Source organism: Pseudoalteromonas denitrificans DSM 6059, from assembly GCF_900112265.1.
GTDB lineage: Bacteria > Pseudomonadota > Gammaproteobacteria > Enterobacterales > Alteromonadaceae > Pseudoalteromonas > Pseudoalteromonas denitrificans.
Map to the genome: position 1 here is coordinate 144,944 of NZ_FOLO01000008.1, position 14,822 is coordinate 159,765.

Here is a 14,822-nt window from a genome sequence, read left to right on the forward strand (position 1 = left end):
ATGAGAGTAAACGTTAACAATGACCGTATTATTTCGAACCCTCAAGCTAAAAAGGCTGATATAAAGTTAGGACTACCGAATGAGGGTGCCACGTCTAAGGTGAGTATCAGTCACTCGGCGCGGCAGGTTGAAAATTTATATAATCAAATTTCAAATTCGTTTAATGATCGTAGTAATCGTCCCTTAAATTCTTTATCGGTGGAAAAGCACACTGAAATTTTAAATAAAATAGTGCAGGATACAGCACAAGGATCAGGAGTGAAGTATTCGGAAAAACAAATCTCGAGAGTTGTATCTGATCTTAAAAAAGATTTAAATATTGAATCATCTTTCGATAAATCTGGAGATATCAGCTCGAGAAGCCTTTTTTCATTTTTGAGCTCTTCAGATCGCAAAGAAATTGACAAAGCTTATCAGTATGCGATTGATAATGGGACTAGTCTAGAAGATGTAGGGCTTGCAAGTTGGAGCTTGGGACACCAGAGGAAAGAGGAAGCTATGAGAGCTAATGGCACGGGTATAACAATGCATATACAAGACCCGAATAACATTCCTTTTGAATCGCCAATTGATGAAGATGAAACCAGTGAACTAATGAATTTCATCTTAAAAAGACTTGATGAGAGCAAGTTTAATGTATTTGATAGTAACTCTTTTGTTGATAAAACGTCTTTTTTGCCAATTGCAATACAAAGCTATGTAGATAGCAATCCAATTAAAGATGAAACTGAAGTTCGGCTTAAAAATACACATAATACTGAAGTAGTTAAAAGGGACCCTCTGAGTAAGTATAACAATATTGAGTCTAATCCTGTACTATATACAAATTTATTTTTAGATGCTTCGACGCAACGTCACTTATATAGGAATGAGTCTGACTTTCAAAAATATGTAAATACTCAAGGCTATCCTGAAAATCAAACAAGCGTTTGAAACAGGGTCTTAATATAAAGTAACGCTCAAGTTGTGAATCACATTAAATTAGCAAAAAATACAGTACGTAGTGCATACCTGATTTTAATTTATCGGTCGTATTGAACTGTTTTGATATAAAAATACTGATTTTTAAGTCATTTTATCAATCTTAAAGTTGGTCGTTATTGTAAAGAAAGCACAATAAAAGTTTGTGCTATGTAATAAGTACTTAAAACAGCCATTTGCGCACCTTTAAATGTTTTTACAAATCTTGCAAAGGCTAAAATAGAATCGGATAACATAAACCAAATAGCACCAATTAAAACCATAAGCGCATTGGTTGTTTGCGTTGTTTGATAAAACATATCTGCGGTGATCACCATAGCTTGTAAAATTAAGGCGTACACTAAAACAGGAATTTTTAGAGAAGCTGTTTTTGGTAACAATATTTTTAAGTAAATAATGCCTATGAGTGCAACGGGAATAAGTGCATAAAGATTTAAGTTTATTTCTGCAGAATCTAAAAAAGCCATGATATAAAAAATGTGTGCAATTAAAAAGCTGACTAAACCTTGCATGAATTTATCAGACTTAAGCATTAAAAAAATATCACCTAAAAGTGAAAAGCCTAAACCTAATACAATGAGCAAAGCATAATGGTTTAATTGAAAATTGCTCAGATAAAAAGCAAAGCTCATAATGGTGAGTGTTGTGAGTGGCTTTAAAATGTAACAGGCAAAAGTTTTGTTATAGTGGTCAGCAATAATATGGCACAAACCAGATAATGAAATTAAAATGATAAAAGATAGCATCTTGTTATTCTTATTATTTTTTATCCTATTGTAGTGTTAATGCTCTAGTTTTGTCTTTAATTATTTTTAATTAAACAAAAAGCACAATATTTAATATTATGCTTTTTGTTTACAGTTAATATATAGCAGGCTTATTTACAAGCGCCGTTGTTAGTCCATACTTCCCAAGGACCAGAGTTTTGCGCTGGGTTATCGTTTAGAGACCACCAGTTAGCTTGGTATTTAAAACCATTGTAGGCAACTTCAATGCCACCAAGGTAAACCTTACTTGCAGACCAAGTTTCAAGGCCTACACAACCCGTTGGCACTCCAGTTATAGTCACTGATTTAGTTTTAACAGACGTTTTATTATTTGCATCATAAACCGTTAAACTAACTTGATAGGTACCTTGTGACGTATAGGTATGGCTTGGGCTTGGTATTCTTGATGTTGAACCATCACCAAAGCTCCATGAATAAGTTGCAATTTCACCCGTGGAACTATTGTTGAAGTTTACTGTTTTCCCATCAACTGTATGGCTGAAATTTGCAACAAGTTTAACATCACCACAATCTGTATTAGTTAAATAATCACTTGCAGATTTAGCTTGCACAATACCGTGTCCGTAAGAAGTATCTCTGCCAGCAGCACCTTTATCTTGTGCCGTTGAATTGAGTGCATTACGTATATCTTTATTCGAACAACCTAAATTATTTGACCAGACTAATGCTGCAACACCTGATACATGTGGTGTTGCCATTGAAGTACCGCTGATTGATTTATAACCGTTATTATTCCATGTTGAATTTACGCCAACACCCGGTGCTGCAATTTCAACTTGTGAGTTATATTGAGAAAATGATGCTTTAGTGCCTGAACTATCAACCGCTGCAACAGATACAACAGAATCATAAGAAGCAGGGTAAGACATCGTTGAATCACCGCTATTACCCGCAGCTGCAATATGTAACATGCCTCTGTTATAGCTATTATCAAATGCTTGTTTTTCGGCTGTTGATGAAGCTCCACCACCTAAGCTCATGCTTGTAATATTGGCACCAGCAGCTTCACATTGATTGATTGCTGCAACTAAGTCAGAGCCATATGCCCAGCTTCCTGAGTCATTAAATACTTTAACAATATGCAACCCTAGCTGACCTGATGGATTTACGCCAACTACGCCTTGATTATTTCCACCGATTGCGGCGATAGTACCTGCAACATGAGTACCGTGGCCATTGCCATCGTTATACCAGTTACCTGTATCATTTGAGCCATAACCATCGTCACCGGTAATGCCTGTATTTGGTAAATCTGGATGATTTAATGTATAACCTGTATCCATAATACATACTTTCCTTTGGCCACTTGAAGCATCAGAAAGTAGTGGTGCCTGAACCATGTTAATGCCATAAGGTGTTGATTCTGATAGCAAGAAACGTTTTGGATCTTCTTCAATGAGCGCAACATTACCATTCGCTAATAATTGCTTTTTTTGTTCAGCGGTTAGCTCAACTGCAATCGCATTTATATCCGACAAGGTATGCACAAGCTTAGCATCAACACTACTGGCTGTTTGCTGTAATAATGATACTTTAGCTTCAAGTATGGCTTGAGGTGAATTTTCTTTTGATTTTACACTAAAGATAGCGCTGTCATTTAGGTGCACAATGAAGCGTTGAACATCATTTTTAGGCTCTTGAATGAGTTGTTTTGATTCTGTATTTGCTTGAACAGAAGCTGCAATTAAAGATAATGCAAAGCCTGCTACTAATTTAGAATTAATTTTTTTGTTCATTATTTTAAGTTCTCTATTTTTATATTTTTGAGTAACACAATTAAAAATTCATAAAGTGCATGTATTTCAAATACCAAAAATCAAATGAAAGATAATCGGTACAGCACAATAAATACGCACTTTGTGCTCATGTCAAATTAGATTGAATACTCTAAAGCTGAAGTTTTATGTGAGTTTAAATGTAGAGTTGATAGCTTGTTAAGTATGTAAATCAAATGTTACACCGGAAGGGCTTATTATCATTTTGTTTTTAATTACAATTTTGCAACTAAAACCAGTGAATGTAACTTCTTGGTTAAAATTGTAAATAAAAAGGAACGGTTTTTTAATAACTGCAAGGCATAAGTTATTTCTTTTTAGAATAACAAGTTGTAAAAAAAATGTTGAGAGAAGGTTGTGTTTTAAAAAATATGTAACGATAAATTGACATAAATCTTATCTTTTAGGATAACTTTAAATATTTTGTATTAAATTTAAAGTAAACTGAATTGATAATTCGTTTATTGTCATTTTGAAGCATTGTATTTTTGATTTTATTTGTTTTGTTGAGGTTTTTAGTCTGAAAATGATTGTTGTATAGATTGTCACCCCAGAGAGTGGCAAGCATAATAAGTTAATGTTAGAGTCATTTCAATTATTTCAAATCAGTAAAAGCACCTAGTTGATACTAAACTTAATAATAGGTTTAGGGGCGAGCTTACCTTCGGAGAATAAAGTGACTGTATTTAATAAAGTTGAATTTGATAACCATGAACAAGTAGTTTTTTGCTCAGATGAAGAGTCTGGCTTAAAAGCGATTATTGCAGTACATAATACTCAGTTAGGGCCAGCCGTTGGAGGTTGCCGTTTATGGGATTATGCCAGTGATGAGGACGCTGTTTATGATGTGCTACGTTTATCAAAAGGAATGACTTATAAAAATGCAGTTGCTCGCCTGCCATTTGGAGGTGGTAAATCAGTGATCATAGGTGATGCTAAAAAAATCAAATCAGAATCGTTATTTCGTGCATTTGGTCGCCAATTAGAACGTTTAAGTGGTAGCTATTATTCGGCTGAAGATGTCAATATTACAACTGCTGATGTTGCTATTATGAATAAAGAGACCAACTATGTATTGGGCCTTGAAGGGAAGAGTGGCAATCCATCACCTTTTACTGCATTAGGAACATTTTTAGGTATTAAAGCGGCATTTAAACACATGAATGGCCATGAAGATTTAAGTGGTGTGAAAGTTTCGGTTCAAGGGTTAGGTGCAGTAGCATATAGTTTGTGTGAATATTTACATGGCGTGGGTGCTCAGCTTTTTGTAACTGATATTAATCAAGCTTCTATTGACCGTGTTGTTAAAGATTTTAATGCCATAGCTGTTGATATTGATGAAATTTATGACTTAGACGTAGATGTATATGCGCCATGTGCATTAGGTGCAACAATTAACGATGAAACCATTCCACGTATTAAAGCTAAAATTATTGCTGGTTGTGCAAATAATCAGTTAGCAGAAAGTCGTCATGGTGAAGTGCTACGTGAAAAAGGTGTTTTATATGCACCTGATTATGTGATTAATGCCGGTGGTATTATTAATGTATGGTATGAAACGCTTGAAGGTGGCTACAATGAAGCTGCTTCTACAAAACATGTCGAAGGTATTTATACTACTTTGTGTGAAATTTTTGAACGTTCTAAAACTGAGCAAAAATCAACTCACTTAATTGCAGATGAATTAGCACAAGAAATCATTAAAAACGGTTTATAATATAAGTTGCAACGCAATTTTATATTAATTCACTAAGTGAAATAAAAAATCCTCGTATTACGGGGATTTTTTATTTTTGGAGTTCAAAATGGAAAATGTAGTAAAACTTGATTTAAAAAACTGGTCTCGTGCCCAGCATTTTGAATTTTTTAAAGGGTTTTCTAACCCTTACTTTAATGTCACGGTAAATTTAAACCTGAAAAGAGTATTTAATTTTGTAAAAGAAAATGATTTATCATTTTTCCAGAGTTATTTGTTTTTAACGCTTAAAGCGGTGAATAATTGTAAACCCATGTGTTTACGTATTAGTAATGAAGATGTTTTAGCGTTAAAAAAAATTAATACGAGTGTTGTGCAATTATGTGATGATGAAACATTTAGATTTAGTTACATTGATTTTATTGATGATTTTAAATGCTTTGCTCAAGTAGCTGTAGTTGCAGCTCAAAAAGCTAAAAATGACCTGTTTTTTTCAAAGGCATTTCAAGCTAATGAAGGTCAATTAGATACTGTGCATATTTCAGTTTTACCTTGGATGAACTTTACATCCTTTAGTCATGCAACACATTTACCAAATGAGTCTGGTATTCCAAAATTGGTATTTGGTGAATATGATAAAGAAACAGGAAAAATGCCCATGTCTGTAGAAGTTCACCATGCGTTAATGGATGGCGTTCATGTGGCAAAATTTACCCGTTTATTACAAGAATACTGTGACGACCCTGCTCTTAATTTAATGAAATAACAAGCGGTTTTGTGCCTATTCGGATGTCGGCACTAGGGCATTGCGAAAGTATATTATCGCAAGCCGTCCTACATAATTTAATAAACATCGGCATTAGCCTAAAGTCGCATCTACAGAGAATAAATATTTAAACCTTGTAGATGGGACGTTAGCGTATTTAAACTTTAGCAATAAATATAGCTCTTCGTGGTGCAGGGTAGCCTTCAATCGTTTTAGATTTATCATCAGGGTCTAAAAAGTCTTCTAACGATTCTGTTTCCATCCAGTCTGTGGCACGTTGCTCGCCTAAAGTTGTCGTATCTTCATTTACCACTTTTATATCTTTAAACCCAACTCGGGTCATCCATAGTTTTAAGGCCTCACAGCTAGGTATATACCAAACATTTCGCATTTTAGCATAACGATCGGTAGGCATTAATACGGCTTGCTCATCACCTTCAATGACTAAAGTTTCTAAAACTAATTCACCACCTGGTTTTAGTTGCGCTTTTAATTGGGCTAAAAAGTCGATAGGTGAGCGACGATGGTATAAAACACCCATTGAAAATACGGTATCAAATGCTTTTAGTTCTGGTAATGCTTCTACACCAACAGGTATTAAATGTACAAGGGGATCAGGATTAAAATGTTTGATTGCTTGGAACTGACATAAAAATAAATCTGTGGGGTCAATACCAACAACAAAATTAGCCCCTTCCCCGCGCATTCGCCATAGGTGATAACCACTACCACACCCTATATCGAGTACTGTTTTGCCCGAAAGGGGGGAAATGTGTGGTAATAATCGTTCCCATTTCCAGTCACTGCGCCATTCTGTATCTATATGAATACCATGGATAAAATAAGGGCCTTTACGCCATGGCATCATACGCTTTAATAAATGAGTTGTTTTTTTATCAAGGCCAGTACTTAACTCATTTGCTAAACCAAACTCAACTTTATCTGTAATATTGATATGTTGAGTCTCTGTTTGTGGTAAATTTTTGAGTACCTTTTCCCATTTTGGCATATCGCCATGGGCAGCATCTTTTTGCCAATGGCGTAGCTGTGAAGGTAAGGTTTCTAACCATGGGCTAAGATCTGTTTGTGCTATTTGTGCGTAAAACGCGTTAAACCAGTTATTCATTAATAAATCTACTTATTTAATTGCTATCAAAGAGCAAAAATTAAAACATTGATACCAAACTTGTGTTTGCGAAAAACCTATATTTTGCATACGAGTTAAGTGGCTACTTAAAGTTTCTGGCTGCATAACATTTTCAATGGCTGTACGCTTTTGGCTTATTTCAAGTTCTGAATATCCATTGGCACGTTTAAAGTCATGATGTAAATCAATAAGTAATTCATTGGCTTGCTCATTTTCACCGCGAAATTTCTCACTGAGTAATAAAATGCCACCAGGCTTCAATCCTTGAAAAATCTGCTCAAGTAAAGCCTGGCGTTTTTCTTTTGGAATAAACTGTAAAGTAAAATTTAATACAACAACAGAGGCGTTTTCAATTTTGCATTGTGTAATATCACCTAAACGTACATCAACAGGAATATCGGAACGAAATCCTTCTAAATGTAATTTGCAGCGTTCAATCATAGGCTCTGAATTGTCTAGGGCGATGATTTGACAGTTTTCTTTATTAATATTACGACGCATGGTTAAAGTGACGGCACCTAAAGAGCAACCCAAGTCATAAATATTTGAATTGTTTTGTGCATATTGTCCTGCTAACTTACCCATGGTACTGACTATCGTTGTATAGCCAGGAACCGAGCGTTGGATCATATCGGGAAATACTTCAACAACTCTTGCATCAAAACTGAAATCTTCAATTGGTTGTTTGTTAGCGTAAATACTGTCTTTACTTGTCACTGCTTTAACTCATTTTATTTCAATATACATATTTTACGCATTTTGTTTGCAATAGTCAGTGATAATTAAGAATTATAATTTGAAATCTTAAGTTAAAAATTTGTTTCTAAGATTCAATTTCAGTAAAAGTAGGTTACACTTCTTATAGTTGAGGTAAACCCTATTTTAGAGAGGATAAATGAAAAAAAGTAAAACGATTACAACAGATGATATTCTCGTAACTCTCTGTCAGTCATTCACTGAAGTTTTGTCTACAGCCAGCGGTAATAAGATCAGTTACTCTGCTATGGTACAAAAAATATCTCGCACTTGTTTAAGACCTGACATTGGGTGTTTTGTTTTATTTGATGGTGGGTTTAACGGTATTGTCGTATCAAATTTTACGGCTCCAGCTGCAATGGAAGTATATACAGACTATATGCGAAATATGGGCATGCCTGAGTCAGAAATCGCCAACAATCATATGTCTGATGATGTATCGAATGTAATGGGTGAATTAATGAATCAAATTGTAGGTGATTTTACAGGTAAAGTTCGTGAGCAATTGCATACGTCTATTACACAAAACCAACCTAAAATGATGGCAATTAATAAACTAGTGCAAATATCTGTTGATACAACAATGGATAGACCACAAGCCAGACGAGTTACTTTTACCACAAAAAATCAAAATATTTTTTATGTTGAATTAGCTATGGATAAAACCGAATTTATAAAGTTACATGATTTTGATATCGCAGAAGCAATAGATCCTGATGAAGTAATTGACCGTGAAGCTAATTTGAAAAAATCACCCGCTGTTGAAGAAGCACCGCCAGTTGATGATATTGATGATGATTTTATGGCTGAGTTAGGCTTGTAATTTTAAATTATTTATATAATTAATACATTCAAAACCCCTCTATTAATAATAGCGGGTTTTTTTTGTATTGATAGTCCTTATTTTTAACTATACTTAAGATCAAAATAAATATGAGTTATTTAGTATTAAACATTTACTTTTCAGAAAAATACACTGGTAAAATCACATAAAATAAGTTACAAAATCAAAAGTATAAGTAATTTAGGAATCGTTATGATTAAAGTTATTATAGAACGTGTTATTGCAGATGATATGGAATCTACCTACGAAGAACAGCTCAAAAAAACACTAACAGCAGTAATGGGTGCAAAAGGCTTTATTTCAGGAACGTCTTATATTGATATTCAAAATAGAAATAAGCGCACTATTATCACAGATTGGCAAAATATAGAATGTTGGAAGCGTTGGCATAAATCATCTTTAAGAGAAGAAACAAATAGCCAAATTCGTTTGATGCTTCAGCAAGATGAAGTGGTTAAAACATTAGAGTCTCAACCACTGGCATAACTTTAAAACTCAGTATTAATTAAAAACAGGCTGGCGTTTTTCAATAAATGCAGTTAATGCCTCTTTTGCCTCCACAGATTGAAGTCGTTGCACAAATAGCTCTCCTTCTCCTAAAATAGTTTGTTCGACTTGATTTATGATATTGGCTTTCATTATCTGTTTTGCTGCTTGAATTGCAGCTGGTGGCTGACAAGCCATTTTAGTTGCAATTGCCAAGGTGTTTGCTAAACATTCTCCTTGTTCACATATTCGATTTATAATACCTAATTCGTTTGCTTGTTCTGCTTTAAAACTTTCACCTAACATCAAGAGTTCAGCGCTTTTTCTTTGACCTATGATTAAAGGTAATAATAAACTTGAACCACCTTCAGGCGTACAACCTAAGCTTACAAATGGCATTTTAAACAAAGCACTGGTAGATGCGACAACATAATCACAATGTAAGAGCATCGTTGTGCCAATACCAATGGCTGAGCCTGATACGCCTGCGATCAATGGTTTCTTTAGCCTATTTAATGCGAGTAAAAATATAAAAGAATTTGCTTGGGTACTTGTTGGAGGGTTATTTATGAAATCATTTAAATCATTACCTGCACAGAATACGTCTTCATCACCTGTGAGCATAATAATTCTTATTGTGTCGTCTTCATCAGCTAAGAGTAATTGTTGTGTTAAATCGTGATACATTTGCTCAGTTAAAGCATTTTTATATTTTTGACGATTAAATTGAATATGCCGTATATTTTTATTAATTGTTTCGGCAATGATTAACGATTGGCTCATTTTAAGACCTTTTTAAATTAATCGAGTTGTGAAGCTTAGACTAATATTAAGTTTTAAATAAAGCAAACATCTGCAAAAAATTGGTTAAATGTCGTTAAAAAAGGCTATCACCCTGATCGAGTAAAACTAAAAATAGCCTCATATCAAGTTCGACTTGATGATATTCCGGTTGCATATATTCACATAATTTATAAAAGGCTTTGTTGTGATCTTTTTCTTTAAAATGAGCAAGTTCATGTACAACAAGCATTTTTAGCATGTCTTCAGGTGCAGATTTTAAACTTTGTGAAATTCTAATTTCATGTTTACTTTTTAGTTTTCCGCCATGGTTTCTACTGACAAAGGTGTGTGTGCCCAATGCATTTTGTACCAGATCTTTTTGTTTTTCGTAAAGGGCTTTACTGATTTGTGGGGTATTGCGCAAATATGTTTGTTTTAAATCATTCGCGTATTGATAAAGTGATTTATCAGAATTGATATTATGTGCTTGAGGGTATTTATTTAATAAATAAGGTTTTAATTTTTTAGCATGTATTAATTTCATTACCTGCGTTTGAATCACTTCAGGATAGCTTAAAAAATATTTATTTACTGACATATCACCCCCAAAAAAGAGGATTATATATGAATTGTTTTATAAATAAAAAATTTAGTAAGCTTGAATACCCAGTTGTAGCATTATTTTTTTTGAATGAGTTCTATTGAATAACCATCAGGGTCTTTTACAAAGGCAATTTCAGTACTTCCACCTAATACAGGACCGGGTTCTCGACTGACAATCCCTCCTAATTGTTTGATATTTTCACAGGCTTTATATATATCATCATATTCAATTGCTAAATGGCCAAATGCAGTACCGTGTTCATAACTATTTGTATCCCAGTTATAGGTCAACTCAATAACAGAATTATTATCTTCATTGCCATAACCGATAAAAACGAGTGTATAACGATACTGAGTGTTTTCAGAACGACGAAGCTCTTTCATATCTAATACTTGTGTATAAAATGAAATTGATTTATCTAAATCTGAAACGCGTAGCATGGTATGTAATAAACGCATGATTTTCCTTTTTTAAATACAAAGTTAACTGTCTATTTTATTTTTGAATTCACATTCAATTTTAGTAATACACTGTAAATTAGCTTGCTGTGCTGATGTGCTTAGAATCGCTATTTTAAAATAGCCTAGTCGAGTTAACTCGTTTTCTCTTTAAACTCACATAAATCTTCGATAATACAACTGCCACAGCGGGGTTTTCTAGCTACGCATGTATATCGTCCATGCAAGATGAGCCAGTGATGTACATCTACTTTAAACTCAGCAGGCACTACTTTAAGTAGTTTTTGCTCAACTTCTACTACGTTCTTTCCCATGGCAAATTTGGTACGGTTTGATACGCGATCAATATGGGTATCCACTGCTATGGTAGGCCAACCAAAAGCGGTATTAAGTACAACATTTGCTGTTTTTCGACCAACGCCAGGCAATGCTTCTAGGGCTTCTCTATTTTCAGGTACCTGACTATTATGTAGATTAACTAACATTTCACAGGCTTTATAAACATTATTTGCTTTTGAATTATATAAACCTATGGTTTTTATATAACCTCTTAGACCTTCAAGGCCTAAATCTAATATCGCTTGTGGTGTATTGGCGACAGGGAATAATTTTCGAGTTGCTTTATTTACGCCAACATCTGTTGCTTGTGCTGATAAAGTGACGGCAACAAGCAATTCAAAAGGTGAGTTAAACTCAAGCTCAGTTTCTGGGTGAGGGTTATTTTCTCTTAACCGTTCAAGAATTTCGATTCGTTTTATTTTATTCATAATTTATTAAGTTAAGCTTGTTACACGAACACGTGGTGCTTTTTCAACTTCTACTTCTGGTGGTTGTTTATCTTTAATAAGTTCATCGATAATATTTTTACCTGCAATTAAAAAGCCCATACCAATAAAGGCTCCTGGCGGTAAAATGGCTAATAAAAACTGGCTGTCGAATTGAAAAATCTCAACCTTTAAAACATGAGCCCAATCACCAAAAAGAAGATGAGCCCCATCAAATAATGTACCTTGGCCTATTAGCTCGCGTAATGCGCCTAAAACGATTAAAACTAAAGTAAAACCTAACCCCATCATTAGACCATCCAGTGCAGATAAAGGGATTGAGTTTTTTGAGGCAAAAGCCTCAGCACGAGCAATGATCACACAGTTCGTAACAATAAGTGGAATAAAAATACCCAAAGATTTATATAATCCATATGTATAAGCGTTCATTAATAACTGTACGATTGTTACAAATCCAGCGATGATCATAACAAAAACCGGAATTCGAATATCTTTAGGTACCCAGTGACGTACAAATGAGATAGAGATGTTTGAGCCGATGAGCACAAGCATAGTAGCCAGACCTAAGCCTAATGCATTAATAACACTGGTTGTAACGGCAAGTAATGGACATAAACCAAGTAACTGTACTAAAACAGAGTTATTCTTCCAAAGACCGAGTTTTGTAATTTCCTTTAAATTTTCTTTCATATTAGTTTCTCACCTGTTCACATTCATTTACTGCGTTGAACAACATGTCTTTTTCATTTTGAGCATATAAACTGGCGCGTTTTACTGCTGAAATAACGGCTCTTGGTGTGATAGTTGCGCCTGTAAATTGATCAAAGATACCCCCATCTTTTTTTACCGCCCATCGCATGTCTTTTTCTGATTTTACCTGAACATTTTCAAATTTAGTGATCCACTGAGATTTTTCAATATCAACTTTATCACCTAATCCTGGGGTTTCACTATGCTTAATTACTCTTACACCAGCAACGGTTCCATCAAGATAGACAGCTGAAAGAATTTCTATATTTCCACTGTAACCATCGGGAGCAGTGCTTTCAATCAGTAAGGCGATAGGTTTATTATTTTTACGGGCCCGATAAATAGTATGTGGTTTTTTACTTCCTAAAAAACCAGCATTCACGTGGGTGCAGTCTAAATATAATGCGTTATCGTATTTATTTTTTGGCAGTACTTGTTCAAGGACTTTTAAGAGCTGTTGTTTTTCTTGTAAAGCAATCTGGTCTTTAGTTAATATTTGAGTTGCAGTTACTAAACCTGTGGTCACTATGGCAAAGGCGGCTAAAACTAAGCCATTTTTTATCATTGCTTTTTGTACAGTTATCATTGGATTTCCCCATGACCGTAAGTTCTGGGTTTTGTATAATAATCAATTAAAGGGACTGCTAAATTCAGTAATAACACTGAAAATGCAACGGCATCCGGATAACCGCCATAGGCCCGAATCAAATAGACTAATAGTCCAATTAAAGCACCATAGATTAGCCTGCCTTTATTTGTGGTCGCTGCTGAAACAGGGTCTGTTGCAATGAAAAAAGCACCAAGCATAGTTGCACCTCCTACGAGATGAAATACTGGTCCTGCATGTATATCGGGTGAAAATAATGGGCCTAAAATAGCGCAAAAAGCTAAACTGGCCAACATCGCGATTGGAATGTGCCAATTAATAACTTTTATTTTGATTAAATATAATCCACCAAATAAAAATGCCAGGTTTACCCAAAACCAACCTTTTCCAGCAAACCCATTAAAAACGTTACCAGCTAGGCTTTCTGTTACAGTTAGGCCTTTGCTAATATCAGTTTTAAGAGTATCAAGTGGTGTTGCCATTGTTATGCCATCAATATTCATTCTGAGTTGATTTACACTAAATCCTGCGTCACTAAAGCCTGTAAAAATAACGTGTAACTGATCAAGCATACCAAGGTGATGTTGCTGTAATGCGTTTACTGGTAACCATGAAGTCATTTGGACTGGAAAAGATATCAATAATAAAACATATCCTGCCATCGCTGGATTAAATAAATTAAACCCAAGCCCACCATAAAGTTGTTTAACAATAATAATGGCAAATAAAGTACCAATAACTATTACCCACCAAGGCGCTAATGGCGGTATGCTAAGTGCTAATAATAAAGCGGTTAATATTGCACTGTTGTCTTTAATTGTCGCTAAAACAGGACGTTTTCTAAGTTTTAAAACAAAAGCTTCTGCACAAATAGCTGCAATTAATGCAAGAAGACATTGAAATAAAACGCCTAAACCAAAAAAGTACATTTGAACCAATAAACCTGGAATACAGGCTAAAATCACCGTCATCATCATGTTAGATAACGTTTTTTGACTATGGCTATGAGGCGAGCTGCTCATATTTAATTCTAGGCTTGCCTTCATATTAATCATCGTCCTTTAAATTTTTATTTTCAGAGGCTTGCTTCGCTAATTTTTTAGCTTTAGCGCGGGCTACGGCTGCCGCAATCGCTGCTTTTTTTGGATCTTCTATCTGATGAACGGGTTCATTGTGCGCATCTTGAGTGTGTTCAGAATCTGTTTGCTGAGTCTGTTTCGCTAATTTTTTAGCTTTAGCACGGGCTACGGCTGCTGCAACCGCTGCTTTTCTAGGGTCTTGTGCTTCACTTGGTTCTGTGTTTGTATCTTGAGTTTCCTCAGGATCCTCTTTTGTTGCATGCTGAGCTAATTTTTTAGCTTTAGCGCGAGCAACGGCTGCTGCAACTGCTGCTTTTCTAGGATCTTTTATTTGTGTCTGTTCATCTTTAATTTCTTGGTTTTGCTCAGAGCCGTCTTGATCTGCTTGCTGGGCTAATTTTTTAGCTTTAGCGCGAGCAATCGCTGCTGCAACGGCCGCTTTTTTGGGGTTTTCAGTTTGAGCTGATTCTTTGTTAGCATCATCAGTAGTATCGACTGAACTTTCTTGATCTGCTTG

At 34.9% G+C, this 14,822-nt stretch carries 16 protein-coding genes and 1 pseudogene; 5 read left to right on the forward strand and 12 right to left on the reverse strand.

What is annotated here, in order from left to right; translation table 11 throughout:
• Positions 1-933 carry a hypothetical protein gene (locus BM088_RS07845; protein WP_091982491.1) on the forward strand — a complete coding sequence of 311 codons (933 nt, stop codon included), beginning with the start codon at positions 1-3 and terminating at the stop codon, positions 931-933.
• A gap of 164 nt (positions 934-1,097) precedes the next feature.
• On the opposite strand, the gene BM088_RS07850 is transcribed toward BM088_RS07845, so the two are convergent.
• Together BM088_RS07850 and BM088_RS07855 are read right to left on the reverse strand one after the other, a co-directional pair.
• Positions 1,098-1,727, reverse strand: coding sequence for a lysoplasmalogenase (locus BM088_RS07850; RefSeq protein ID WP_091982493.1), 630 nt, complete (start codon positions 1,725-1,727; stop codon positions 1,098-1,100).
• Positions 1,728-1,858: 131 nt separating this feature from the next.
• Positions 1,859-3,505: a S8 family serine peptidase gene (locus BM088_RS07855; protein WP_091982495.1), complete on the reverse strand. Its 1,647-nt coding sequence runs from the start codon at positions 3,503-3,505 to the stop codon at positions 1,859-1,861.
• A gap of 715 nt (positions 3,506-4,220) precedes the next feature.
• Between BM088_RS07855 and BM088_RS07860 the strand changes: the two genes are divergently transcribed.
• Together BM088_RS07860 and BM088_RS07865 are read left to right on the forward strand one after the other, a co-directional pair.
• A complete protein-coding gene (locus BM088_RS07860) occupies positions 4,221-5,261 on the forward strand; it encodes a Leu/Phe/Val dehydrogenase (RefSeq protein ID WP_091982496.1) in 1,041 nt (346 codons plus the stop codon).
• 88 nt (positions 5,262-5,349) lie between these two features.
• On the forward strand, positions 5,350-6,006 hold the full coding sequence (locus BM088_RS07865; protein ID WP_091982498.1) for a CatA-like O-acetyltransferase: 657 nt from the start codon (positions 5,350-5,352) through the stop codon (positions 6,004-6,006).
• Positions 6,007-6,163: 157 nt separating this feature from the next.
• Here the strand turns inward: BM088_RS07865 and cmoB are convergent, their stop codons facing one another.
• Both cmoB and cmoA read right to left on the reverse strand, forming a co-directional pair.
• Positions 6,164-7,132, reverse strand: coding sequence for a tRNA 5-methoxyuridine(34)/uridine 5-oxyacetic acid(34) synthase CmoB (gene cmoB / locus BM088_RS07870; protein WP_091982500.1), 969 nt, complete (start codon positions 7,130-7,132; stop codon positions 6,164-6,166).
• 12 nt (positions 7,133-7,144) lie between these two features.
• Positions 7,145-7,870, reverse strand: a complete 726-nt coding sequence (gene cmoA, locus BM088_RS07875; RefSeq protein ID WP_091982502.1) for a carboxy-S-adenosyl-L-methionine synthase CmoA — start codon at positions 7,868-7,870, stop codon at positions 7,145-7,147.
• A gap of 178 nt (positions 7,871-8,048) precedes the next feature.
• Between cmoA and BM088_RS07880 the strand changes: the two genes are divergently transcribed.
• Both BM088_RS07880 and BM088_RS07885 read left to right on the forward strand, forming a co-directional pair.
• A complete protein-coding gene (locus BM088_RS07880; RefSeq protein ID WP_091982503.1) occupies positions 8,049-8,732 on the forward strand; it encodes a DUF3334 family protein in 684 nt (227 codons plus the stop codon).
• Between the two features lie 213 nt (positions 8,733-8,945).
• Entirely contained in the window at positions 8,946-9,239 is a 294-nt protein-coding gene (locus tag BM088_RS07885; RefSeq protein ID WP_091982505.1) for an antibiotic biosynthesis monooxygenase family protein, read from the forward strand.
• 15 nt (positions 9,240-9,254) lie between these two features.
• Here BM088_RS07885 and BM088_RS07890 read toward each other — a convergent pair whose 3' ends face one another.
• The 8 genes and pseudogenes from BM088_RS07890 to BM088_RS27160 all read right to left on the reverse strand — a co-directional run.
• The gene (locus tag BM088_RS07890; protein ID WP_091982506.1) at positions 9,255-10,022 is read right to left on the reverse strand and encodes an enoyl-CoA hydratase-related protein; all 768 of its coding nucleotides are present in this window, start codon (positions 10,020-10,022) and stop codon (positions 9,255-9,257) included.
• A 94-nt stretch (positions 10,023-10,116) separates the two neighbouring features.
• Positions 10,117-10,620, reverse strand: a complete 504-nt coding sequence (locus tag BM088_RS07895) for a M48 metallopeptidase family protein (RefSeq protein ID WP_091982508.1) — start codon at positions 10,618-10,620, stop codon at positions 10,117-10,119.
• An 80-nt stretch (positions 10,621-10,700) separates the two neighbouring features.
• Positions 10,701-11,084 carry a lactoylglutathione lyase gene (gene gloA / locus BM088_RS07900; protein ID WP_091982510.1) on the reverse strand — a complete coding sequence of 128 codons (384 nt, stop codon included), beginning with the start codon at positions 11,082-11,084 and terminating at the stop codon, positions 10,701-10,703.
• A gap of 134 nt (positions 11,085-11,218) precedes the next feature.
• Positions 11,219-11,851: an endonuclease III gene (gene nth, locus BM088_RS07905; RefSeq protein WP_091982511.1), complete on the reverse strand. Its 633-nt coding sequence runs from the start codon at positions 11,849-11,851 to the stop codon at positions 11,219-11,221.
• A gap of 6 nt (positions 11,852-11,857) precedes the next feature.
• On the reverse strand, positions 11,858-12,559 hold the full coding sequence (locus tag BM088_RS07910; RefSeq protein ID WP_091982513.1) for an electron transport complex subunit E: 702 nt from the start codon (positions 12,557-12,559) through the stop codon (positions 11,858-11,860).
• Between the two features lies 1 nt (position 12,560).
• Positions 12,561-13,205: an electron transport complex subunit RsxG gene (gene rsxG / locus BM088_RS07915; RefSeq protein WP_091982514.1), complete on the reverse strand. Its 645-nt coding sequence runs from the start codon at positions 13,203-13,205 to the stop codon at positions 12,561-12,563.
• Positions 13,202-14,272 carry an electron transport complex subunit RsxD gene (rsxD, locus tag BM088_RS07920; protein ID WP_245763780.1) on the reverse strand — a complete coding sequence of 357 codons (1,071 nt, stop codon included), beginning with the start codon at positions 14,270-14,272 and terminating at the stop codon, positions 13,202-13,204. The genes rsxG and rsxD overlap by 4 nt, the downstream gene beginning before the upstream one ends.
• A 1-nt stretch (position 14,273) precedes the next feature.
• Positions 14,274-14,822, reverse strand: a pseudogene (locus BM088_RS27160) (electron transport complex subunit RsxC); the annotation flags it as partial.

Coding starts and splice junctions, on each gene's coding strand:
- BM088_RS07845 (WP_091982491.1), top strand. CDS start 1: ATGAGAGTAAACGTTAACAATGACCGTATTATTTCGAACCCTCAAGCT.
- BM088_RS07850 (WP_091982493.1), bottom strand. CDS start 1,727: ATGCTATCTTTTATCATTTTAATTTCATTATCTGGTTTGTGCCATATT.
- BM088_RS07855 (WP_091982495.1), bottom strand. CDS start 3,505: ATGAACAAAAAAATTAATTCTAAATTAGTAGCAGGCTTTGCATTATCT.
- BM088_RS07865 (WP_091982498.1), top strand. CDS start 5,350: ATGGAAAATGTAGTAAAACTTGATTTAAAAAACTGGTCTCGTGCCCAG.
- cmoB (WP_091982500.1), bottom strand. CDS start 7,132: ATGAATAACTGGTTTAACGCGTTTTACGCACAAATAGCACAAACAGAT.
- BM088_RS07880 (WP_091982503.1), top strand. CDS start 8,049: ATGAAAAAAAGTAAAACGATTACAACAGATGATATTCTCGTAACTCTC.
- BM088_RS07885 (WP_091982505.1), top strand. CDS start 8,946: ATGATTAAAGTTATTATAGAACGTGTTATTGCAGATGATATGGAATCT.
- BM088_RS07890 (WP_091982506.1), bottom strand. CDS start 10,022: ATGAGCCAATCGTTAATCATTGCCGAAACAATTAATAAAAATATACGG.
- BM088_RS07895 (WP_091982508.1), bottom strand. CDS start 10,620: ATGTCAGTAAATAAATATTTTTTAAGCTATCCTGAAGTGATTCAAACG.
- gloA (WP_091982510.1), bottom strand. CDS start 11,084: ATGCGTTTATTACATACCATGCTACGCGTTTCAGATTTAGATAAATCA.
- nth (WP_091982511.1), bottom strand. CDS start 11,851: ATGAATAAAATAAAACGAATCGAAATTCTTGAACGGTTAAGAGAAAAT.
- BM088_RS07910 (WP_091982513.1), bottom strand. CDS start 12,559: ATGAAAGAAAATTTAAAGGAAATTACAAAACTCGGTCTTTGGAAGAAT.
- rsxG (WP_091982514.1), bottom strand. CDS start 13,205: ATGATAACTGTACAAAAAGCAATGATAAAAAATGGCTTAGTTTTAGCC.
- rsxD (WP_245763780.1), bottom strand. CDS start 14,272: ATGAAGGCAAGCCTAGAATTAAATATGAGCAGCTCGCCTCATAGCCAT.